Raw genomic sequence first — 20,031 nt, forward strand, 5'->3', positions numbered from 1 at the left:
TACCCGAGGTCACTCCAGGCCACTCGATCGCTTGCTGAGCTGTCAGGCAGGATGGTTACCAGTAGCCCTTGTACGGTTCCCAAGCTGACAGTGCGGGTTCGATTCCCGTCACCCGCTCCACAGCGAAGGCCCTGGTCAGGACATGAGTCCCGGTCAGGGCCTTCGACGTTCCTGGGCACGAGGACCCGGCGGCTCAGCCGCAGGAGCACTGGCCGTGCCTCAGCTTCACGCTGTGGCCGCCGCGAGTCCCGTACCAGCCGACCCAGGCTGTGTGGTGCCCAGCGGAAACTCGCAGACGGTGCGCCAAGGACTGATGTCCGGTGTTCCGGCGATGAGCCGGACCCTGTCGATGGTTGCGTTGATCGGCAGGTGCGCGGCGATGGTTTCCGCGGCGTGGCTCAGCGTGGGCTTGGCGGCGTCGTGACCGACGGTCAGGTGCGGCACCACGTCGCTGTGCGCTCCGGCATACGGGGGCGCCTCCGGAAACTGCTGCCACACCGCCGTCGTGAGCTCCCGGAACGGACGATCTGGCTGCGGAGCGAGCCAGACGACAGTGTCTCCAAACCAGCCGACGTTCGTCAGTGCGACGTCGAACCGCGGTATTCCGGCAATGGTCTCGCGCAGCACCGCCATGACCTGCTCATCGATCTGCTGCGGCGGCAGGAACGGGTAGAGGACCGTCACGTGCGCCGGCACGCCCCACCCGGCGGCCCGGTCGAGCGATGCCCGGAACCGGCCCACCGCCGCCTCGGCCTCGGGTATCGGCACGATGAGGGCAGTTTGTGTCGGCTCCATACCCTGCGGCTTCCTATCGGTAGTCGGCGAAGATTCGACGTTCCACACCATCGACGGTGATTGGGCCGCCGTGGGGAAGGATCCACTGTGGTTTGGTGTGGCCGAACGGGACGCCGACGCAGACGACCGCCTCGGGGTTGTAGCGGGTCACCACGTCGACGACAGTGTCGCGCTGCTGCTCGCGAAGCCGTGCCCGGTCGGCCGCCGGGGGTCGACGGGTGTGGTCGGAGACGGGCGGACGGGCGACCAGGACCGCGTCGACGGCGCTGAGGAGACCGCGTTCACCAAGTGAGCGGACGATCCAGCCAACCTCGCGGGCGGGGAGGAGTTCCTCCGACGTCTCGATGATCAGCACCCCGCCGTGCAGGACCTCCGGGGGAAACGGGAAGCGTCCCGCCGTCAGGATCCACTGGATGACTTCCAGACAGCCACCCCAGGTGGGGCCGGTGACTGCGCGGGACGGCCCGTACCAGCTCCACGGCTCCGTCGGTTCGCGCTCTCCGTGCGACTTCAACGCCTGCGGATCTGCCCAGTCGATGCCGATGTCCTCGGACTCACCCGGGTCGGTGATTTCCAGCCGTTCCCCGGTGAGCAACGCCGCTCGCAGCGACCGGACGTGGATGTCGTCGACGGCAGGACCGGGGCCGAGGTGAACCTGGGAGGACCCGCCGTAGAAGCTGGCGATGCCGAGGCCCCAGAGCCAGTGGTGCAGGTTGGTGTTGTCGCTGGTGCCGAGGAACGGTTTCGGGTCGGCTCGGGCCAGGTCGCCGTCCAGGTGGGGGATGACGGTGATCTGGTCCTCGCCGCCGATGACGGCGAGAATGCCGCGTACCTGGGGATCCGCGAAGGCGGCGTTGATGTCCGCCGCCCGTGCCGCCGCGCTCGCGCCCACCTGGCGGGTGGTGGGATATTCGACCGGAACGAGGCCGGTCAGGTCAGCAAGCCGTCGCATGGCCTGCTCGTGGATTCCGGGATAGGCACCGGCCGCGGCGAAGGACGGTGAGAGGACCGCGAGGTGGTCCCCCGGGCGTGCCTTCCGGGGACGAACAAGCTCATGGTTCATGTCGAGATCCAACAGGTGCGTGAGCCCGTTCGCATCTCATTTTGGGGCGGCTGTGAACGCGCACGCCTGTGGCGTTTCAGCACCTGCGTACTGATGGCTGGATCGTTTTCCCGGCGGCGAAGTAGGGCTCGGCCGCCTCCAGTCGGGGCACCTCCACGCCCAGCCTGCGTGCCTCCGCCAGGGTGTCGCGGCAGACCGCGCGCAGCTCCTCGGGGTTGGCGTGGGCCTCCATGACCAGGCGCATCGGCGGGAAGTGCCTGAACAGCCAGGCCATTGCCGGTGCTGCCAGCCAGACGGGCGCAGTGAAAGGAAGCAGCTCGCCGCGGTGCCGCCGCAGATCAACGCCGCGAGCCTCGACGAGCCGCAGGAGTTCGCGGGTGGCAAGGATCGCTTCACGTACGTTGCCGGACGTCAGCTTGGACAACGAGCCCGACTTCAGGCTCTGCGTGTGCAGGCCCGCGTTCTGAACGAAGTGGATCGACAGCCAGCCACGGAAGTCGGCGTTCTCCTGGAGCCTGAACCCCGCCTCACGAAACACCTGGCGCACGGCCCGCTCGCGCTCGGTCGGCGGCCGATCGAGAGTGCCGAAGAAGACCACGGGCAGCAGAGCCCCACGCAGCACACCGTCGTCGCCGAAACCACCGCCGGCTCCGGGGAAGCCCCAGGCCACCTGGTCGGCGGGGAGGTGTTCGGTCGCGGTCAGCGGCTCGACCCAGAGGTTGTTGAAGACGAGCACGGTGGCTCTGCCCGCGCGCGATCCCAGGAAGGCGGTGGCCTCCGCGAAGCTGTAGTGCTGCACGCTCAGCACGATCAGATCGAAGTCGTGGTCCGGCTCCAGTGACTCGCGATAGCGCACCGGCCACCTCTCGGCGACCCGCTTCCCCCACGGTCGCCGTCGGGTGTCGAGCAGGTCAAGATCAATCGCATTGCCGTACGCAGCGGCCCGCCCCGGCCGGACGTAGAACTCGACGTGGTGTCCGGCCCGTTCCAGGGCCCATCCGTACATCGCGCCGATGACGCCCCGGCCGAACATCAAGATCTTCACGCGGCACCTCGTACCCTATAATTGGAGATCGTCTCCAGTTTAAAATATGGAGATAGTCTCCACTTGTCAACATGGAGCCCCACGTGACCGATGCCAAGCCACTGCGCGCCGACGCCCGCCGCAACCGCGACGCCCTGATCGCCAAGGCCCGCGAGCTCTTCGCCGACGGCCGCTTCGACCTGCGCTTCGACGACTTCGCCAAACTCGCCGGCGTGGGCACCGGCACGCTCTACCGCCACTTCCCCACGCGGGAGGCCCTGGCCGAGGCGGTCTACCGCGAAGAACTCACAGCGATGTGCGACAGGGCCCGCGAGCTGCACGCCACCCTCCCCGCCGACGAGGCGCTGGAGTCCTTCCTGCGTGGCTTCGTGGACCACCTGCACCGCCACGAGGGCCTCGCCCGCACACTCGCCACGCTCATGGCCACCCAGTCGGGCGCACTGGCGGAGGGTGCCCAGGCCCTGGGCCAGGTCATCGACGACCTCCTGGCCGCCGCCGTCAACGCCGGAGCCATCCGCGACGACGTGGGCGCCGGTGCCGTCATGATGACCCTCCACGGCATCTGCGCGGCCTACGACCACCCGACCTACCGAACGGACGCGGACGGCGTCATCACCCTCGTCCTCGCCGGCCTCCGCCGCCCGGCACCGTGAGCAGACGTGGCCTGCGTCAATCCAGCCACTGGACGCAGATGGAGGCCCGGAACCCCTGACGAGTTCCCGTGGCGCGCTGATCTCGGCAGCCGGTGCGGCGTACCCCTGCTCGGTGATTGATCCTGATCCAGGTCTTGGGCCTGCGGCCGTGGTGGCCCCGTTCGATCTGGATCAGGTCGGCCTCCTCCAGCACGGCGAGGTGTGGTGGTTCCTGCCGGGCCTCGCCAGCGGCTAGGGTCCGGCTTGGAGGTGGTCCGTGTTCACCGAAGCCTTTCCGATCGTGACGACACCTGACCTGCCACGACTGATCGCGTTCTACCGGGACGTGGTCGGCTTCGAGCTGACCTACCGGTTCCCGGACGAGGGTGCCCCGGAGTTCGTCGCGCTGCGGCTGGGCAGCAGCGAGCTCGGCCTGGCCGCCAACCCGGAGGCTGGCGGGCCGACCGACTCGCACCGCTGGGAGTTGTGCGTCTACGCCGACGACTGCGACGCAGCCGTGGGCGCGCTGCGCACGGGTGGAGCGACAGTCACCGAGGAGCCGGTCGACCAGCCCTGGGGTGAACGGTCCGCGCGGGTCACCGACCCCGACGGCAACCGGTTGCTGGTGCTGGCCCGGCTCTAGACGAACGGGCCGCGGCCAGGGCTGTCATCGCCTCCAGAACAGGAGATGGGTGACTCCGCTGGGGCTGGGCACCGATTCGAGGTGGAAGCGGTCGAGCAGTTCGTCGGGGCTGTCCCACAACCGCTCTCCCCGGTGGAGGTCGACGGGCGCCACGGCGATGTGCATCGTGTCGACCAGATCGGCCTCGATGAACTCGCGGATGGTGGCGACCCCACCACCGAGGCGTACGTCCCGACCGTCGGCAGCCTGTTTCGCCTCGGCCAGTGCCTCGGCCGGACTGACATCGCGGAAGTGGAACGTGGTGTCGGACAGGCTGAACGACGGGCGCAGGTGGTGGGTGAGCACGAAGACCGGCGTGTGGAACGGTGGGTTGTCCCCCCACCAGCCCTGCCAGTCATGGTTCTCCCAGGGGCCACGCTGGGGGCCGAACTTGTTGCGACCCATGATCTCCGCGCCGATGTTGCACTCGGCGTCGCGGGTCAGGTAGTCGTCCAGGCCACGGGTGCCCCCCGGCTCGGTGCGATACACGAAGCTGGCGGTGGCGGCACGCCAGGAGAACAGCGGTGTGGGGTCCGCGTGACCGAAGGGCCGTTCGAGGCTCTGCCCCTCCCCGGTGCCGAACCCGTCGCGCGAAACGTTGAAGCACTGCACCCGCAACAGTTGCGCCATGGTGTCTCCCTCTTCCTTCGATGGGCAGTGATTCAGTTCGCGGTCACCGTCGGGCCGCCTCCGCTGCCCCTGTCGTCGAGCACGAGCGGGGCGCGACCGCGCACCGCGTACCGGATGTGGGTCACCTGTGGGGTGGCGAGGACGCGGGTCGGCGTCAGCTCGAGTCCCTCCCGATCGCCCAGGTCGAGGTCCGCGTCGAAGAGCCGCAGGCCGGTGCCGAGCACGACCGGTACGACGTGCAGCTCCAACTCGTCGAGCAGGCCGGCCTTGAGCACCTGCCGGACCAGGCTGCCGCCCCCGGCCACCGCGACATCCTTGCCACCGGCCGCGGCGCGCGCCTGCTCCACGGCGCTGGCCACGCCGTCGGTGACGTAGGTGAAGCTGGTGCCCCCTCCCCGCTGCAGCCGCTGGCGGGGACGGTGGGTGACGACGAAGACCGGCGCGCGAAACGGCGGCTCCTCACCCCAGGGGATCTCACCCCCGTCGGCCATCCGGCGTCCCATCACGTACGCGCCGGCCGCGCCGAACGACTCGGCGATCACCTCGGAGTTGGTGTCCTGCTCGCCGCCGGCAAAGCCCTGCCGTTCGCGCCAGGATGCCGCTTCGGTCGCCCACCGGGTGACCCGGAAGAACTTCGCGCTCTCCGCCGAGTCCATCCAGTTGCCGTTCCCGTCGAACTGTGGGCCGGCGTAGAAGCCGTCCACCGACACCGACAGTTGTGCGGTCACCTTCGTCATCGCGCTCCGATCCTCTCCTCGGGCGACACCCCGCCTGGGTGCCGCTCCCCGAGGGGTCGGAGCCGAACGTGATGTCCCTACCGGGAAGAAGTGTGACGCGTGCCACTTGCGGGCTCGGTCAGGTACCACGTCCCGGCGTGTTCCGGGTCGCGTGACCAGCGCATCCGGGGCTTCTCCTCCGGGCGGGGGCTCCAGTCCCGGTAGGGCGAGAGGGCCACCCGCCAGGCGATCACCGCGAAGAAGTAGAGGCCCGGGCCGACCAGCCAGAGCAGGGCATCGCGTCGCCGATAGGAGGCGTAGGGCGCGAGCCACGCGGTCGCCGCCATCGGCATCGCGACCGCGCTGAGGTCGGCCACCGGCCCACGGCCGAATCGAGCCTCGATCAGCTCGCGGAGGATGAAAGACGGAACGACCACCCCGACCAGCAACGCCACCGTACGGATCATGCGGACCCGGCGGGCCCGGCGATCCGGAGATACGCGGGCAGCAACTGCTTCGGTGGGCATCCCCGGAGAGTACGGGCCGGCCGCATCTGTGGGATCTAGGGCCGGTCGGCGATGGCCGCCTCGATCCGCAGACCGATACCGGTCAGACGCCGGCCCTGATCGATGAATCGCCTGGTCCACGAGGTGCCGGGGCGCGGGCGGCCGGCCCGGCTAGGGTGGTGATCATGCGGATTGGCATCGTGATTCTGCCGGACCAGCGGTGGGCGGAGTCGCAGCGTCGCTGGCGGCAGGTCGACGAGTGGGGCTTCGACCACGCCTGGACGTACGACCACCTGGGTTGGCGTGACCTGGTCGACGGCCCGTGGTTCGACTCGATGGCCACGCTGACCGCGGCCGCCACTGTGACCTCGCGGATTCGACTGGGCACTCTCGTGGCGTCGCCGAACTTCCGACACCCGGCCGCGTTCGCCAGGCAGATCACCACCCTGGACGACGTCTCCGCCGGCCGGCTGCTGCTCGGTCTGGGAGCGGGTGGCAGCGGCTTCGACTCGACGGTGCTGGGGGGTGAGACGCTGCCACCGCGTCAGCGGGTCGACCGGTTCGCCGAGTTCACCGAGTTGTTGGACCTGATCCTGCGGGAGGACGGCACCACCTGGCGGGGCGACTGGTTCGCTGCTGTGGATGCTCGCAACAACCCCGGCTGTGTGCAGCAGCCCCGGGTGCCGTTCGTGGTGGCCGCCAACGGGCCACGGTCGATGCGGTTGGTGGCCCGCTTCGGGCAGGGGTGGGTGACCACCGGCACCGGTGACGACAACGACCTGGCGGGTTGGTGGGCCAGTGTGTCGGCGCTGTCAGCGCGAATGGACCGGACCCTGGACGAGGCCGGCCGCGACCCGGCCAGCCTGGACCGCTACCTCTCGCTGGACGCGGGGCCGGTCTTCTCGCTCAGCAGCGCACAGTTCTTCGCCGATCAGGTCGGCCGGGCCGCCGAGTTGGGCTTCACCGACGTGGTGACGCACTGGCCGCGCGCCAGCAGTTGGTACGCCGGTGACGAGGCCATCCTGGTGGATGTGGCGACGCGGTTGCTGCCACAACTACGCGGCTGAGACCGCCACCGAACCGGCTGGGGCGGCCGGTCAGGTGCCGAGGTCGCCGCTGGCCACACCGCCCTCGCCGCCGGAAACCAGGCGGAAGCGCAGGCAGACGATGGGGGTGTCGCCGTCGACAGGGGTGCCGAGCCGCGCCCAGTAGGTCGAGTGCCCGGCCCGCCACTCCTCGATCGAGCGGTCGCCCTCTCCCTCGGCGTGGGCGAAGTCCCAGGGCACGTCGGCGAAGCGGACCACCTCGACTCCGGTGATCTCCACGACGCCGGCCAGTGCGTTGTCGTCGTCGACAAGCGCCAGGCGTTCGCCGACGTGCTCCAACTCCTCGCCTTCTTCCGCGTACTCGGCGAGCCGGCCGGCCGTCGCTGTCTTCACACCGGCCAGCACCAGGGTGTTGAGGGTCGCCCGTAACTCGCCGGGGGTGCCGAGGGCGAGGGCGCGCAGTTCACCGATCCGAGGCCACATCCTGCCGAGGCTAGGCCAGGGCGGCCCGGCCCGCCGCCGCAATACCCGTCGCCCCGCTCAGATCAGTTGGCCGGCGTAGCCGGGTGCGGTGAGGAGCCGCTCGTCAGCACTGGTCGCGTACGCGTCGAGGATCGCGTCGGCGAGCTTGACCACGTGCTCGTCGCCGTGGCGGGCCGCGCGGGCGAAGACCTCCGCCGGCGTTGCGGGGGTCACTGTCGGTGGCGCGATGCCGTGGGCTGGGGCGTACACGGAGGTCATGGCCGCCGTCGCGGCCCAGGCCGCGGTGAGGCTCGGCGCCCACAGGCCACGGTCCAGTGCCGGCAGGGTACGCAGGACGGCGGTCGGGGCGGTGACCGCGTGCACCAGCATGACCGGCGCGGTGTGCCCGAAGCGCAGGTAGTTCAGGCCGGCCCGGTGCACCAGCGTGGTGAGCCCGCGCTCCGCCTCGGCCGGGCTCCGCGCGGGGCGCAGCGTCGCGAGTGCCGGCTCCCATCGGGGTACGCCCGGCAGTTGGTCCAGCCGATCCCGGACGCCGCCGGTCTGGTCGTCGATCCGGGGCAGCCCGGCCAGCGCGGCTGCCACGTCTATGTCGTCGGTGTCGGGCTGGTCCGGATCGCCGCTGAGCAGCCGGTCGGTGCCGGGGATCGGCTGCCAGCGGGCCGCCCAGTAGCCGAGGGCCTGGCCCAGTTCGGTGAGCCGCTGTGGGTTCTCGTCGTCCGGGTCGAGCGCGCGTACGGCGTGCCCGACCCGGATCACACCGTGCGTGGCACCGGCGGCGATGCCCGGCAGCAGCCGGGGCCACCAGGTGCCGAGCACCGCACGCCACTGGTGTTCGCGCAGTTGCCGGTCGAAGTAGGCCAGCCAGTCGCCGGCGCGCTTCGGATCGCCCAGCGCCGACCGCCAGTCGTCGATCGGGTGCAGCCCTCGGGGCAGTTCGTCGAGGCGGCCGAGGTAGTCGTCGAGCCACCGGTGCACCCGGTGTGGGTGCCCGTGTCGGACCAACGCCTCGACGGCCATCGGCCCGTGGTTGGACAGCCAGCCCTGATATTCGGGGCCGGTGCGGTGCAGTCGCTCGTACGCCTCGTCGAGAACTCCGTCACTCATCAGCCGATCGTCGGTGCTGAACCTCGCTTCAGGTCAAGCGGGAAGATCCGCGGCGTCGATCAGGCCGGTGATCCGTAGGTCGGCAGCGACCTCGGGCGGGCAGTCCACTGCCACCACTGCGGTGCCCAGCACCTCGGCGCCCCGCGCGGCGCAGATGTCGTAGAGGGCGCGTAGCTGCGCGCCGGTACGCACCCAGTCATCCACCACCAGCACCCGGTCGCCGGGGCCGAGGTGTCGGTCCCGCACGGCGAGGTCCACCCGTCGACCCCGGTAGTCCGGTGGGCTCTGCGCCCAGGTGAGCGGCCCGGCCGGCAGTCGTCCGTCACCGGCCTTGTGGGCGGCCACGAAGCCGACGCCGAGGGCGGTGGCGGCCAACGGCCCGAGGAGCAGCCCGGTGACGGCCGGCGCGAGCACCACGGTCGGCCGGGCGGCCCGGTACGGGGCCACCAGGGCCGGCCCCAGCTCGGCCAGCACCGCCGGATCCCGCCACCAACCGGAGATGTCGCTGACCAGGTGACTGGTGCCCGGGCCGGGGTCGATCCACTGGAACAGGGCGGCCAGGCGTTCGGTCAGATCGGCGGGCATCCGCTCATCCTGCGGCACGGGCGGCGGGCGCGGTGGCACCCGGGCCACCCGGCCCACCCGGGGTCGGATGATCGGCTACACGTACCTGTGCAAATGCGGGCATACCATCATGATCACGTTGACGTCGGAAGTACTTCTCTCGTTACGGTCCGACCCGGTTTGTTCAGACGACGAAAGGACCGGGCCGGTGGTAGGCAAGCACTCTCGTACCCGCATCTTCTCCTCCCCGGCGGGCATCGTGGCCACCGCGGCGGTCGGCGTCGCCCTCGCCGTCGGAGGCACCGTAGGTGCCGTGCAGTTGGTTTCCGGCTCCGACCAGTCGGGGCAGGTTGCTCTCGACCTCACCCCGACCACCGCCGCGAGCAGCCTCACCCCCAGCTCCCCGGCCGTCACCCCGAGCGCCAGCGCCTCGCCCAGCGTCACCGCCAGCCCGTCGGCGACCCGGTCGCAGCAGGCCGCCTCCCGGGGCAGGGAGCGCACCTCGTCGCCGAAGCCGAAGCCGAAGCCGACAGTCAAGAAGACCACCGCCGCGGCGAAGGTCCTGGACAGCGGTTCGTGCGGCGCCTCGTTCTACTCCGACGGGCAGCTCACCGCCAACGGCGAGTCGTTCAACCCGAACGCGCTGACCGCCGCGCACAAGACGCTGCCGTTCAACACCAAGGTCCGGGTGACCAACCCGGCCAACGGCAAGTCGGTGACGGTACGGATCAACGACCGCGGCCCGTTCATCGACGGCCGCTGCCTGGACCTCTCCCGGGCCGCCTTCGCCAGCATCGCCTCGGTCGACGTCGGTGCGCTCACCGTCCGCTACGAGGTCCTCGGCTGAGCGGGACCGGCGACGCCGATTCGGCCGGCCGACTGGGCCGGCCGGACAGAACCTCCTCGGACGACGGGTCAGGTTCATTCACCGGTTCACGTGGATCAGGCAAACTGTCAGTCGTATCCACGCGACTCCTCCAGTCGGGCCGTCGCCCGCTGAGCCCCGGATCCCGCGCCGGCCTCGGCGCGGCCCTCGCTCTGCTCGCGATCGTGTCGGCGGTGGAGGCGGCGGACGGCCGCAAGGTGCACTACGTCGCGCTCCTGGCGGCCGCGCCGGTTCTCGCCGCCGCCCTGGCGTCCTGGCTGGTGGTCCTGGGGGTGGGCGTCGCGGCGACGGTGATCGGCGCCGGCTTCGCGCTGGTCGCGCCGAAGGTCTCGTTGGTCACCTCGGTCAACGTTGTCGCGGTCGCGCTCGCCACCGGCATGGCAGTGGCGGTGGCGTGGGTTCGCCAGCGGCAGGCCGAGCGGATCGTCGAGCTGACCAAGCTCGCCGCGGTGGCCCAGCAGGCGGTGTTGCGCCCGCTCGGGCCGCAGGTCGGCACGCTCTCGGTAGCGGGACGCTACATCTCCTCCACAGCGACGGCGGAGATCGGCGGCGACCTGTACGAGGCGATCGACACGCCCTACGGCGTCCGCATGATCATCGGTGACGTGCGGGGCAAGGGTCTGGACGCGGTCCGGCTGGCCAGCATCGTCCTCGGTTCCTATCGGCACGTGGCGTACGAGCGGGCCGACCTGCGGGCCGTCGTCGCCGACCTGGACCGCGCTGTCGCCCGCAACGTCGGCGACGAGGACTTCGTCACGGCGGCACTGGTCGAGGAGCGTGGTGGCACCCTCACGATCGTGAACTGCGGGCACCCGCCACCGCTGCTGCTGCGCCGGGGTGCGGTGATCCCGCTGGAACCGCCGGCCCCGGCGCCTCCGCTCGGGTTCATGCCGGTGGTCCGCCCCCGGGTCGAACGCCTGGAGCCCGGGGACCGGCTGCTGCTGTTCACCGATGGACTCGGCGAGGCGCGGCGCGACGGCGAGTTCTTCCCGACCGCCGACCGGGCCTGGCGACTGCTGGGCCATGGCACTGTCGCCGACGGGCTGGCATCGCTGGAGACCGCCCTGGTCGAGTGGGTGCACGGTCGACTCGACGACGACATCGCGCTGGTCCTGATGGAGTATGTGGGTGCCCGTACCGGCGCTGCCGTCGCCGTCCCGAGCTGGGAGGTCGGCGCCGCCGAGAGCTGAGCGGCCGACCTCGCCCGCGGGTGTGTAATCGCCGTCACTTGGGTGATCCGCTTGTCGCTGCCTACCCGCGAGTAATACAGTCGGGGTTACTGATCGGTAACACCTGTCCGGAAGCGGGGCCAGCGAGCATGACCCACTACAAGAGCAACCTCCGGGATCTCGAGTTCAACCTGTTCGAGGTCTTCGGGGCGGACCAGGCGTTCGGCCAGGAACCGTACTCCGAACTCGACGCCGACACCGCCCGCAGTTTCCTCTCCGAGCTTGACCGCCTCGCTCGCGAGGACCTGGCCGCCAGCTACACGGACAGCGACCGCAACCCGCCGGTCTTCGACCCGGCCACGCACACCGCGCCGCTGCCGGAGTCGTTCAAGAAGTCCTACCAGGCGTTCATGGACTCCGAGTTCTGGCGCCTGGACCTCCCGCCGGCGCTGGGCGGCACCAACGCCCCCCGCGCCCTCTGGTGGGCCCTCGCCGAGCTGGTGCTCGGCTCGAACGCCCCCATCTGGATGTACGCCTCCGGCCCGTCCTTCGCGCACGTGCTGCACGTCGAGGGCACCGAGCGGCAGAAGGCGTGGGCCAAGCTCTTCATCGACAAGCAGTGGGGCTCCACCATGGTGCTCACCGAGCCGGACGCCGGCTCGGACGTCGGCGCCGGCCGCGCCCGCGCCATCCAGCAGCCGGACGGCTCGTGGCACATCGAGGGCGTGAAGCGCTTCATCACCTCGGGCGAGCACGACCTGAGCGACAACATCGTGCACTACGTGCTGGCCCGCCCGGTGGGCGTGGAGGGCGTCGGTGGCCCCGGCACCAAGGGCCTGTCGCTCTTCGTGGTGCCGAAGTTCCACTTCGACGAGACCACCGGCGAGCTGGCTGAGCGCAACGGCGTCTACACCACCAACGTCGAGCACAAGATGGGCCTGAAGGTCTCCAACACCTGCGAGCTGACCTTCGGCGAGCACGGCGTACCGGCCAAGGGTTGGCTGCTGGGCGACAAGCACGACGGCATCCGGCAGATGTTCATGATCATCGAGTACGCCCGGATGCTGGTCGGCACCAAGGCCATCGCCACCCTCTCCACCGGCTACCTCAACGCCCTGGAGTACGCGAAGAACCGGGTGCAGGGCGCCGACCTGATCCAGCAGGCGGACAAGACCGCCCCCCGGGTCACCATCACCCACCACCCGGACGTACGCCGCTCGCTGCTGCTGCAGAAGTCGTACGCCGAGGGGCTTCGTGCCCTTGTTCTCTACACCGCCACCTGGCAGGACAAGGTCGCCATCGCCGAGGCGGCCGGCGACGAGAAGGCCACCAAGCTGGCCAAGCGGGTCAACGACCTGCTGCTGCCGCTGGTGAAGGGCGTCGGTTCGGAGCGGGCGTACGAGATGCTCGGGCACGAGGCCCTGCAGACCTTCGGCGGCTCCGGGTTCCTCCAGGACTACCCGCTGGAGCAGTACGTCCGCGACGCCAAGATCGACACCCTGTACGAGGGCACCACCGCCATCCAGAGCCTCGACCTGATCTTCCGCAAGATCGTGCGGGACAACGGCAAGGCACTCATGGCGGTCGCCGGCGAGATCCAGGAGTTCATCTCCTCCGAGGCGGGCAACGGCCAGCTCAAGGAGGAGCGGCAGGCGCTCGGCAAGGCGCTCGGCGAGGTGCAGAACATCCTCGGTGTGATGACCGGCTGGCTGGGCGAGGCGCAGGGCGGCGACACCCGCGCCCTCTACAAGGTCGGGCTGAGCAGCCGGCGGTTCCTGCTGGCGATCGGCGACCTGGTGGTCGGCTGGCTGCTCCAGAAGCAGGCCGAGGTGGCGCTGAAGGCCCTGGCCGGCGAGGTGTCCGCCAGCGACAAGGCGTTCTACACCGGCAAGGTGGCCGCTGCCCGCTTCTTCGCCCGTGAGGTGCTGCCCCGCATCGGCGCCGACCGGCGGATCATCGAGGGCACCGACCTCGACATCATGGACCTCCCGGAGGAGGCCTTCTGAGCAGGCCACGGCACGTTTGACGGTTCCGGGTCGCACCACCCGGCACCGCGCGACGGCCGGTGGGGCTTCTGCCCCGCCGGCCGTCGCCGTCTCCGCCCGGCGGCGGCACGTATTGGCCGAGCCCGGTCGGGTATGCCGCTGGCGTGGCGGGTAACCGTCGCGTGACCTCGAAAGGGAACGCCCAGAGCCACCGCACGGGGGAGTGCAGCGCACATGGGTGTAGGAAGCGGTATTTTTCTCATCGCGATCGGCGCGATCCTGACCTTCGCGCTGAGAGCCAACGTCTGGTGGATCGACGTACGCGCCGTCGGCTGGGTGTTCATCCTGGCCGGGCTGGCCGTACTGCTGACCACTGTCTGGTTCTGGCAGGACCGGCGCAAGCGGGCTCGAACCCTCATCGTGGAGGAGAACCGGCTGTCTCATCCGACGGCGATGATGCCACCGCCGCCGGATCCGCCGCCACCAACAGCGCCGCCGTCCTGATCCCCGCGCAACGCGTACCCCTGAGCCACCCGTCGATCGGCGGGTGGCTCAGTCGCGTGCGGTGTGTCGAGCCGCGAGCGGTGCTCCCGCCCTGCTCAACTCCACCCAGCCAGGCGGGCAGCGGTGCACCGCCAGCTCGGCGGTGCGCAAACCCTCGTCGCCCACTCCCTCGGGATCGAGGAACGCGGAGAGCAGGGAGATGCCCGGATTGTGGGCAATGAGCAACGCCGTGCGGGCCGCCGGATCCACAGTGCGGACCAGCGACAACAACTCCTCGGGATGCGCGTCGTACGCACCCGGCTCATAACGGACGGTCGGGCGAGGACCGGTCGGGCCACCCTCCGGCGGTGAACCGGTCATCCCCATCGCCACCCCGTGCCAGGTCTGGCGGGTGCGTCGGGCCGTCGAGCAGATCACCACGTCGGGCAGCAGCCCCTGGTGCGCCAACCACGCCCCAGCCGCAGCCGCGTCGGCGTTCCCGCGTGCGCTCAGCGGCCGTTCCGCGTCGTCCGCCGCGTCGCTGCCCTGCTCGGCCTTCGCGTGCCGCAGCAACACCAGAGTCCGTGTGTCGGGGTCGGCGTCCGTCATGCCCCCAGCTTGCCCGATTGGCGATCTCCGTGCCTGGGTAAGTCGATGGATGCCGCACCCCTACCGACGGCCGCGGCGCGACGTACGCCAGGTTAGAGCCGAGGAGCGAGACATGGGCATTGGTGGCAGCATCTTCTTGATCGCGCTAGGCGCGATCTTCGCGTTCGCAGTGGAAGCCGACCTTGGCTGGCTGGACCTGTCAGTCGTCGGCTGGGTGCTGATGCTCGCCGGCGTCGCCGGCCTGCTCGCCACCCTCTACTTCTGGAGCAACCGCCGCCGCGCGGTGGTCGCCGCGCCGGTGCGCGAGGAGCGCGTGGTGGCCGACCGGGTCGTTCCGGTCCAGAACGACCAGGTCGTGCAGGAGTACCGCGAGGTGCGTCGGCCGGGCCGGCCGGTCTGATCCTCGCCCACACACTCCGGGGTCCCGCAGCGTCGCGGGGCCCCGGCTTGCGTCCGGGCCGGGCCTCGGTGCCGCGCGCCCTCGCGGATCTTGAGGTGGGTGCCCGATCCCGATGATCGTGCTCGATCAAGGAAACAGGGCTCTCGGGGGCGAACGAGGCCACTACATCCTGGATCGAGCACGATCATGGAGCTCGGCATGGACGGGTGTGGGCCGCGCCCGTGCGCCCCGGACCGCTGGGTCAGGCGAACAGCGCGAAGTAGATCGCGATGTGATGGCAGAGCGCCGCCAGCAGCGTGCAGGCGTGGAAGAACTCGTGGTGGCCGAAGACGGTCGGCCACGGATTGGGTCGGCGCAACGCGTAGAAGACCGCGCCGACGCTGTAAATCGCGCCACCGACGATCAGCAGCACCAATGCGGCGACGCCGCCCCCGTGCAGGATCTCCGGCAGCATGGCCACCGCCACCCAGCCCAGCGCCAGGTAGAGCGGCGCGGACACCCAGCGCGGCGCGTGCGGCCAGACCACCTTGATCGCCACGCCGGCCAGCGCGCCGCCCCAGACCAGGGCCAGCATCACGGTGGCCGGCCGGGGCGCGAGCAGCATCGCGCAGAGCGGTGTGTACGTGCCGGCGATGAACACGAAGATCATGCAGTGGTCCATCCGGCGCATCACCTGGTAGCCGCGCTCTGACCACACACGACGGTGGTACAGCGCGCTCGTGCCGAAGAGCCCGCAGACCGTCAGGCTGTAGATGAGGCAGCTCACCAGCGGTGCCCACCCCGGCCGGGTCGCGGCGATCGAGCAGAGCACGATGCCGCAGACCACTGCGACGAAGAAGGCGTACGTGTGCAGCCAGCCGCGCATCCGGGGCTTACCGATGTCGACCGGCTTCAGGCGAAGCGGGGCGGAGGTGGTCACCCAGTCAGGTTACGGCACCGTAGGTTACTTGTAAGTAGTGGCGTTGGTGACACCCGGCACCGTCAACGTGAACACCGGATCGGCACGACATCGGCGAGGATGAGCGGATGCGGATCCGGCCCGTCGGGGCGCACGCCCTGCTACTCGACTGCACCGCCCCCGCCGACACCCCCGAGGCCGTCGCCGACGTCCCGGAGGCCGCGTTAGTCGAAGCGTGGCGGGCCGAGCTGTGGCGGCGTCGGGAGCGGGGCGACCTGATCGCCGTGGAGATCGTGCCAGCGGCCCGGACCGTGCTGCTCGACGGCCTGCCCGACCCGACCACAACGGCCGAGCAGCTGACCCGATGGGCGGCAGCCGTCACCGCCGCGACCACCCGCTCCAACCAGGCCGACGCCCACGCCGACGCCGACGCCCAAGATCAAGACCACAACGCCACAGCCGAAGACGAAGCCGACGACGCGGCGGGCGTGTTGGTGCCTGTCACCTTCGACGGGCCGGACCTGCCGGCGGTGGCGGAACACTGGGGCGTGGACGTGCCGGCAGTGCGACACCGGTTGACCAGCACCCGGTTCCGGGTCGCCTTCTGCGGATTTGCCCCCGGATTCCCCTACCTGACCGGGCTGCCCGCCGAGTTGGCGCTGCCCCGGCTGGCCACACCCCGTCCCCGGGTTCCGGCCGGCTCGGTCGCGTTGGCCGGCCCGTACGCCGGCATCTACCCGGGCGCTTCCCCCGGCGGCTGGCTGCTGGTCGGTCGGACCGACCTGGTGCTGTTCGACGTGGCAGCCGACCCGCCGACCCGACTCGGCCCGGGCACCACTGTGCGGATGGTGGCGGCGTGACCCACCCGGCCGCCATCGAGGTGCTCCGCGCCGGTGCGCTCACCACAGTGCAGGACCTGGGCCGGCCCGGCTGGGCGCACCTGGGAGTGCCCCGGTCCGGCGCCCTCGACCCGGCTGCCCTGCGGTTGGCCAACCGGCTGGTCGGCAATCCGGAGCACGCGGCCGGCCTGGAGATCACCCTGACCGGCTGCACCCTACGGTTGACCCGGGCCGCCACGGTGGCGGTCACCGGCGCCGAGGTCCCCGTCCAGGCGGGTGTCCGGCCCGGTGACACCGGACGCCCGCTCAGCGTGCCGGCCGGAACGGTGCTGCGGATCGGTCCTGCCCGGCGGGGCGTACGGAGTTGGCTGGCGGTGGCGGGCGGCATCGAGGTGTCACCGGTGCTCGGTAGCCGGGCCACCGACACCCTCTCCGGGCTCGGCCCACCTCCGTTGCGGGACGGCGACCTGCTGCCGGTCGGTGATCAGGTCGGCACCCCCGCACCGGTGGACCTGACCGTGTGCCCCACGCCGCCTGAAGAGCTGCACCTGACGCTGGGCCCCGGTCCTCGCGAGGACTGGTTCACGCCGACAGCGTTCGACAAGCTCTTCGGCAGCGCGTACACCATCAGCCCGGTGAGCAACCGGGTCGGCGCGCGGCTCGCCGGCGCGGCGCTGCCCCGCGCGGTCGCCGGCGAACTCCCCAGCGAGGGCATCGTGCTCGGCGCGGTGCAGGTGCCGGCGGACGGGCAACCCCTGATCTTCCTCGCGGACCATCCGACCACCGGTGGATACCCAGTCATCGGGGTGGTCACCGACGTGACCCCGCTCGCGCAGGCCCGGCCAGGTACTACCGTCAGATTCCATGGACCTCAACGCTGACCTGGGCGAGGGATTCGGCATCTGGCGACTCGGCGACGACGAGGCGCTGCTGAGCCTCGTCACCTCCGCCAACGTCGCCTGCGGCTTCCACGGCGGCGACCCGTCCACCATGCGGCGGGTCGTCGAGGGCGCCGCGCGACGGGGGGTCGCGGTGGGCGCGCAGGTCGGCTACCGGGACCTGGCCGGCTTCGGCCGGCGGCACATCGCGTACGACTTCGCCGAGCTACGCGACGAGGTGACCTACCAGTTGGGGGCGCTGGACGCGTTCTGCCGGTTGTTCCGCACCCGGGTCCGCTACCTCAAGCCGCACGGCGCGCTCTACCACGCGGCCAGCACCGACGAGTCCCAGGCGGCGGCCGTGGTCGCCGCCGTCAGCGGTTACGACGCCGAGTTGCCCGTACTCTGCCTTCCCGGCTCGACGCTCGCCCAACTCGCAGTGGGCGCGGGCCTGCCGGTGGTTGCCGAGGCGTTCGCCGACCGCGCCTACCTGCCCAACGGGGCGCTGGTGCCGCGCGGCACCCCCGGCGCGGTGATCACCGACCCCGAGCAGATCGCCGAACGGGCGGCGCGCATGGCCACCGAACGCAGCGTGGTGGCGGTCGACGGCACCGTCATCCCGTGCTCGGTCGACTCGATCTGCCTGCACGGCGACACCCCTGGCGCGGTCTCCGCCGCCGAACTCGTCCGCGCCACCCTGATCGACGCCGACATCACACTGGCCCCCTTCGCCTGATCGGAGGGGCCCAGCAGGCCCCTCCGATCGGGTCAGGCGTCCAGGCCGCGAAGCACCAGCGGCAGCCGGGTCACCGCGCCGTCGACCACCCGGACCGGTACTCCCCAGTCCTGCCGGGTCAGGTGGCACGCTGCGTGCTCGACGTCCGCGTCACAGGTCGCCGCCTGCGCTGTCACCTGGAGCACCCCCGCGGTGACCTCGCCGTTGAGCACCAGCCGGCGGGACAGCTCGGTGCCCGTGCCGGCACCGTCCACCAGCAGCTCCGGCGGGGACGCGGAGACCACCAGCCGGGTCGACGGCCCGTACGTCTCGTCAAGCTTCTGCCCCGGCGCCGGGGTGAAGACGATGTCCAGGGTGACCTCGCCCGCGGCGACGTCGGTCGGCTTGCGCTCGGTGCGGTGCCGAGGCCCGTCCACAGTGCTGGCACCCGCCGCCGACAGGGCACCGGGGGCGAGCCGGGTCAACCGGTGCGCGGCGGACTCCACCACCAGCACCTCACCGGACGGGGTGAGCACCAGGTCGCTCGGTTCCGCCAACCCGTCGGCGACGGTGGAGACCTGGTTGCTGGCCGGGTCGAAGCGGCGCACCGCGCCGTTGTACGTGTCCGCGATCAGCACCGAGCCGTCCGGCAGCGCGCACACGCCCAGCGGATGCTGGAGCAGAGCAGACTCCGCCGGACCGTCCACGTGCCCGAAGTCGAACAGGCCCTGCCCGACGGCGGTGCTCAGCACACCGTTCTCGACGAACCGGACGGAACTGGTCTCGCTGTCGGCCACCCAGAGTCGGGTGCCGTCGGCGGAGGTCGAGAGCCCCGACGGCTGGGCCATCCACGCCTCGGCCAGCGGGCCGTCGCGCAACGCCTCCACCGTGGTGCCGGCGTACATGCCGGCGGTCCGCTTGATCGGGTCGAACCACCAGAGCTGGTGGATCCCGGCCATCGCGATGATCAGCTTGTCGTCGTACCAGGCCAGGTCCCACGGGGAGGACAGGTCGACGGCGAACGCGTCATGGGCGTGGTCGTCGACCTCGGCGCGCCACTGCCGCCCACTGCCGGCCACCGTGACCACCTCGCCGGACTCCAGCCGTACGCCGCGCAGCAGGTGGTTGACAGTGTCGGCCACCACCAGGTCGTAGCCGGCCACCTCGGCGACGTGCGTGGGCAGCAGACACACCCCCTGTGGCTCGGAGAACGTCGCCGCGGCGGCCGGCCCGTCCGCCCGTCCGCGCTCGCCCGAGCCGATCCGACGCACCGGCGTCTCGCCGTCCGGGTCGATCTCGACCAGTGAGTGCCGGGCCGAGTCCGAGACCAGCAGGTTGCCGTTGGGCAGCTGCACCGCCTTACCCGGGAAGCGCAGCGCGGTCTCCGGTGCCGGCGGGGGAACGTACGGGCCGTTCCCCCGGTGCAGGGTGCCCTTGGCCTCGTGAGTGGCGATCAACTCGTCGATCAGTCGGGCCAGCCCCTCGGCATGCCCCTCGCCGGCCATGGTGGCCACCACGTAACCCTCGGGGTCGATCACCGACAGGGTCGGCCAGGCCCGGGCCGCGTACTGCTGCCACATGTCCAGCTCAGGATCGTCGAGGACGGGGTGGTGCACCCCGTACCGCTCCACCGCGGCGGCGAGCGCGTCGGCGTCCTTCTCGTGCTCGAACTTCGGCGAGTGCACGCCGATCACGACGAGCACGTCGCCGTACTTCTCCTCCAGCGGGCGCAGCTCGTCGAGCACGTGCAGGCAGTTGATACAGCAGAACGTCCAAAAATCCGCGATTATGATCTTGCCGCGAAGGTCGGCGAGCTTGAGGTCGCGTCCACCGGTGTTCAGCCAGCCCCGACCGCGCAGTTCGGGAGCCCGTACTCGTGCGCTCATGCACCCATCGTGCCTGA

Annotated in this window: 23 protein-coding genes; 11 read left to right on the forward strand and 12 right to left on the reverse strand. The window is 70.8% G+C overall.

Annotated elements, in window-relative coordinates; translation table 11 throughout:
* Positions 1-225: 225 nt before the first annotated feature.
* From AB0B98_RS04840 to AB0B98_RS04850, 3 genes are all read right to left on the reverse strand, one after another.
* Positions 226-846 carry a 2'-5' RNA ligase family protein gene (locus AB0B98_RS04840; RefSeq protein WP_357360953.1) on the reverse strand — a complete coding sequence of 207 codons (621 nt, stop codon included), beginning with the start codon at positions 844-846 and terminating at the stop codon, positions 226-228.
* Positions 809-1,747 (reverse strand): LD-carboxypeptidase, encoded by a 939-nt coding sequence (locus AB0B98_RS04845; RefSeq protein ID WP_357361132.1) that lies wholly within the window; start codon positions 1,745-1,747, stop codon positions 809-811. Before AB0B98_RS04845 ends, AB0B98_RS04840 begins: the two co-directional genes overlap by 38 nt.
* A gap of 187 nt (positions 1,748-1,934) precedes the next feature.
* On the reverse strand, positions 1,935-2,891 hold the full coding sequence (locus tag AB0B98_RS04850) for a 2-dehydropantoate 2-reductase N-terminal domain-containing protein (protein ID WP_357360956.1): 957 nt from the start codon (positions 2,889-2,891) through the stop codon (positions 1,935-1,937).
* Between the two features lie 95 nt (positions 2,892-2,986).
* Between AB0B98_RS04850 and AB0B98_RS04855 the strand changes: the two genes are divergently transcribed.
* Both AB0B98_RS04855 and AB0B98_RS04860 read left to right on the forward strand, forming a co-directional pair.
* Positions 2,987-3,556, forward strand: coding sequence for a TetR/AcrR family transcriptional regulator (locus AB0B98_RS04855; protein WP_357360958.1), 570 nt, complete (start codon positions 2,987-2,989; stop codon positions 3,554-3,556).
* A 280-nt stretch (positions 3,557-3,836) separates the two neighbouring features.
* Positions 3,837-4,178 (forward strand): VOC family protein, encoded by a 342-nt coding sequence (locus AB0B98_RS04860; RefSeq protein WP_357267893.1) that lies wholly within the window; start codon positions 3,837-3,839, stop codon positions 4,176-4,178.
* A gap of 24 nt (positions 4,179-4,202) precedes the next feature.
* On the opposite strand, the gene AB0B98_RS04865 is transcribed toward AB0B98_RS04860, so the two are convergent.
* The 3 genes from AB0B98_RS04865 to AB0B98_RS04875 all read right to left on the reverse strand — a co-directional run bounded on the left by AB0B98_RS04865 (position 4,203) and on the right by AB0B98_RS04875 (position 6,090).
* On the reverse strand, positions 4,203-4,847 hold the full coding sequence (locus AB0B98_RS04865; RefSeq protein ID WP_357360960.1) for a dihydrofolate reductase family protein: 645 nt from the start codon (positions 4,845-4,847) through the stop codon (positions 4,203-4,205).
* Positions 4,848-4,879: 32 nt separating this feature from the next.
* A complete protein-coding gene (locus AB0B98_RS04870; protein ID WP_357360962.1) occupies positions 4,880-5,584 on the reverse strand; it encodes a dihydrofolate reductase family protein in 705 nt (234 codons plus the stop codon).
* Positions 5,585-5,661: 77 nt separating this feature from the next.
* The gene (locus AB0B98_RS04875; RefSeq protein ID WP_357360964.1) at positions 5,662-6,090 is read right to left on the reverse strand and encodes a hypothetical protein; all 429 of its coding nucleotides are present in this window, start codon (positions 6,088-6,090) and stop codon (positions 5,662-5,664) included.
* A 158-nt stretch (positions 6,091-6,248) separates the two neighbouring features.
* Here AB0B98_RS04875 and AB0B98_RS04880 point away from each other — a divergent pair, with 158 nt between their 5' ends.
* The gene (locus AB0B98_RS04880) at positions 6,249-7,136 is read left to right on the forward strand and encodes an LLM class flavin-dependent oxidoreductase (RefSeq protein WP_357360966.1); all 888 of its coding nucleotides are present in this window, start codon (positions 6,249-6,251) and stop codon (positions 7,134-7,136) included.
* A 30-nt stretch (positions 7,137-7,166) separates the two neighbouring features.
* Here the strand turns inward: AB0B98_RS04880 and AB0B98_RS04885 are convergent, their stop codons facing one another.
* The 3 genes from AB0B98_RS04885 to AB0B98_RS04895 are packed head-to-tail and all read right to left on the reverse strand — an operon-like array spanning position 7,167 to position 9,287.
* Complete coding sequence (locus AB0B98_RS04885) at positions 7,167-7,598, reverse strand: ASCH domain-containing protein (protein WP_238669729.1); 432 nt, start codon at positions 7,596-7,598, stop codon at positions 7,167-7,169.
* 57 nt (positions 7,599-7,655) lie between these two features.
* Positions 7,656-8,702 carry a questin oxidase family protein gene (locus AB0B98_RS04890; RefSeq protein ID WP_238669730.1) on the reverse strand — a complete coding sequence of 349 codons (1,047 nt, stop codon included), beginning with the start codon at positions 8,700-8,702 and terminating at the stop codon, positions 7,656-7,658.
* 33 nt (positions 8,703-8,735) lie between these two features.
* Complete coding sequence (locus tag AB0B98_RS04895) at positions 8,736-9,287, reverse strand: phosphoribosyltransferase family protein (protein WP_357360969.1); 552 nt, start codon at positions 9,285-9,287, stop codon at positions 8,736-8,738.
* Positions 9,288-9,474: 187 nt separating this feature from the next.
* On the opposite strand from AB0B98_RS04895, the gene AB0B98_RS04900 reads away from it, so the two are divergent.
* The 4 genes from AB0B98_RS04900 to AB0B98_RS04915 all read left to right on the forward strand — a co-directional run bounded on the left by AB0B98_RS04900 (position 9,475) and on the right by AB0B98_RS04915 (position 13,810).
* Positions 9,475-10,113: a septal ring lytic transglycosylase RlpA family protein gene (locus AB0B98_RS04900; protein ID WP_238669732.1), complete on the forward strand. Its 639-nt coding sequence runs from the start codon at positions 9,475-9,477 to the stop codon at positions 10,111-10,113.
* 104 nt (positions 10,114-10,217) lie between these two features.
* Positions 10,218-11,342, forward strand: a complete 1,125-nt coding sequence (locus AB0B98_RS04905; protein ID WP_238669762.1) for a PP2C family protein-serine/threonine phosphatase — start codon at positions 10,218-10,220, stop codon at positions 11,340-11,342.
* Positions 11,343-11,470: 128 nt separating this feature from the next.
* Positions 11,471-13,327, forward strand: coding sequence for an acyl-CoA dehydrogenase (locus AB0B98_RS04910; RefSeq protein ID WP_357360971.1), 1,857 nt, complete (start codon positions 11,471-11,473; stop codon positions 13,325-13,327).
* Between the two features lie 213 nt (positions 13,328-13,540).
* Positions 13,541-13,810 carry a DUF6458 family protein gene (locus AB0B98_RS04915; RefSeq protein WP_030487564.1) on the forward strand — a complete coding sequence of 90 codons (270 nt, stop codon included), beginning with the start codon at positions 13,541-13,543 and terminating at the stop codon, positions 13,808-13,810.
* A 48-nt stretch (positions 13,811-13,858) separates the two neighbouring features.
* On the opposite strand, the gene AB0B98_RS04920 is transcribed toward AB0B98_RS04915, so the two are convergent.
* Positions 13,859-14,398: a histidine phosphatase family protein gene (locus AB0B98_RS04920; RefSeq protein ID WP_238669734.1), complete on the reverse strand. Its 540-nt coding sequence runs from the start codon at positions 14,396-14,398 to the stop codon at positions 13,859-13,861.
* Positions 14,399-14,510: 112 nt separating this feature from the next.
* On the opposite strand from AB0B98_RS04920, the gene AB0B98_RS04925 reads away from it, so the two are divergent.
* Positions 14,511-14,798, forward strand: a complete 288-nt coding sequence (locus AB0B98_RS04925; RefSeq protein WP_238669735.1) for a DUF6458 family protein — start codon at positions 14,511-14,513, stop codon at positions 14,796-14,798.
* Between the two features lie 241 nt (positions 14,799-15,039).
* On the opposite strand, the gene AB0B98_RS04930 is transcribed toward AB0B98_RS04925, so the two are convergent.
* Positions 15,040-15,717: a hemolysin III family protein gene (locus tag AB0B98_RS04930; RefSeq protein ID WP_238669736.1), complete on the reverse strand. Its 678-nt coding sequence runs from the start codon at positions 15,715-15,717 to the stop codon at positions 15,040-15,042.
* A gap of 107 nt (positions 15,718-15,824) precedes the next feature.
* On the opposite strand from AB0B98_RS04930, the gene AB0B98_RS04935 reads away from it, so the two are divergent.
* Genes AB0B98_RS04935 through AB0B98_RS04945 form a run of 3 tightly spaced genes read left to right on the forward strand, consistent with a single transcriptional unit; the run spans position 15,825 to position 18,149 of the window.
* On the forward strand, positions 15,825-16,556 hold the full coding sequence (locus tag AB0B98_RS04935) for an allophanate hydrolase subunit 1 (RefSeq protein ID WP_357360975.1): 732 nt from the start codon (positions 15,825-15,827) through the stop codon (positions 16,554-16,556).
* Positions 16,553-17,416 (forward strand): biotin-dependent carboxyltransferase family protein, encoded by an 864-nt coding sequence (locus tag AB0B98_RS04940; RefSeq protein WP_357360977.1) that lies wholly within the window; start codon positions 16,553-16,555, stop codon positions 17,414-17,416. The genes AB0B98_RS04935 and AB0B98_RS04940 overlap by 4 nt, the downstream gene beginning before the upstream one ends.
* The gene (locus AB0B98_RS04945; protein WP_357360979.1) at positions 17,400-18,149 is read left to right on the forward strand and encodes a 5-oxoprolinase subunit PxpA; all 750 of its coding nucleotides are present in this window, start codon (positions 17,400-17,402) and stop codon (positions 18,147-18,149) included. The genes AB0B98_RS04940 and AB0B98_RS04945 overlap by 17 nt, the downstream gene beginning before the upstream one ends.
* 32 nt (positions 18,150-18,181) lie before the next feature.
* On the opposite strand, the gene AB0B98_RS04950 is transcribed toward AB0B98_RS04945, so the two are convergent.
* A complete protein-coding gene (locus AB0B98_RS04950) occupies positions 18,182-20,014 on the reverse strand; it encodes an NHL domain-containing thioredoxin family protein (RefSeq protein WP_238669740.1) in 1,833 nt (610 codons plus the stop codon).
* Positions 20,015-20,031: the final 17 nt, after the last annotated feature.

This window comes from Micromonospora sp. NPDC048947, from assembly GCF_040649495.1.
Lineage (GTDB): Bacteria > Actinomycetota > Actinomycetes > Mycobacteriales > Micromonosporaceae > Micromonospora > Micromonospora alfalfae.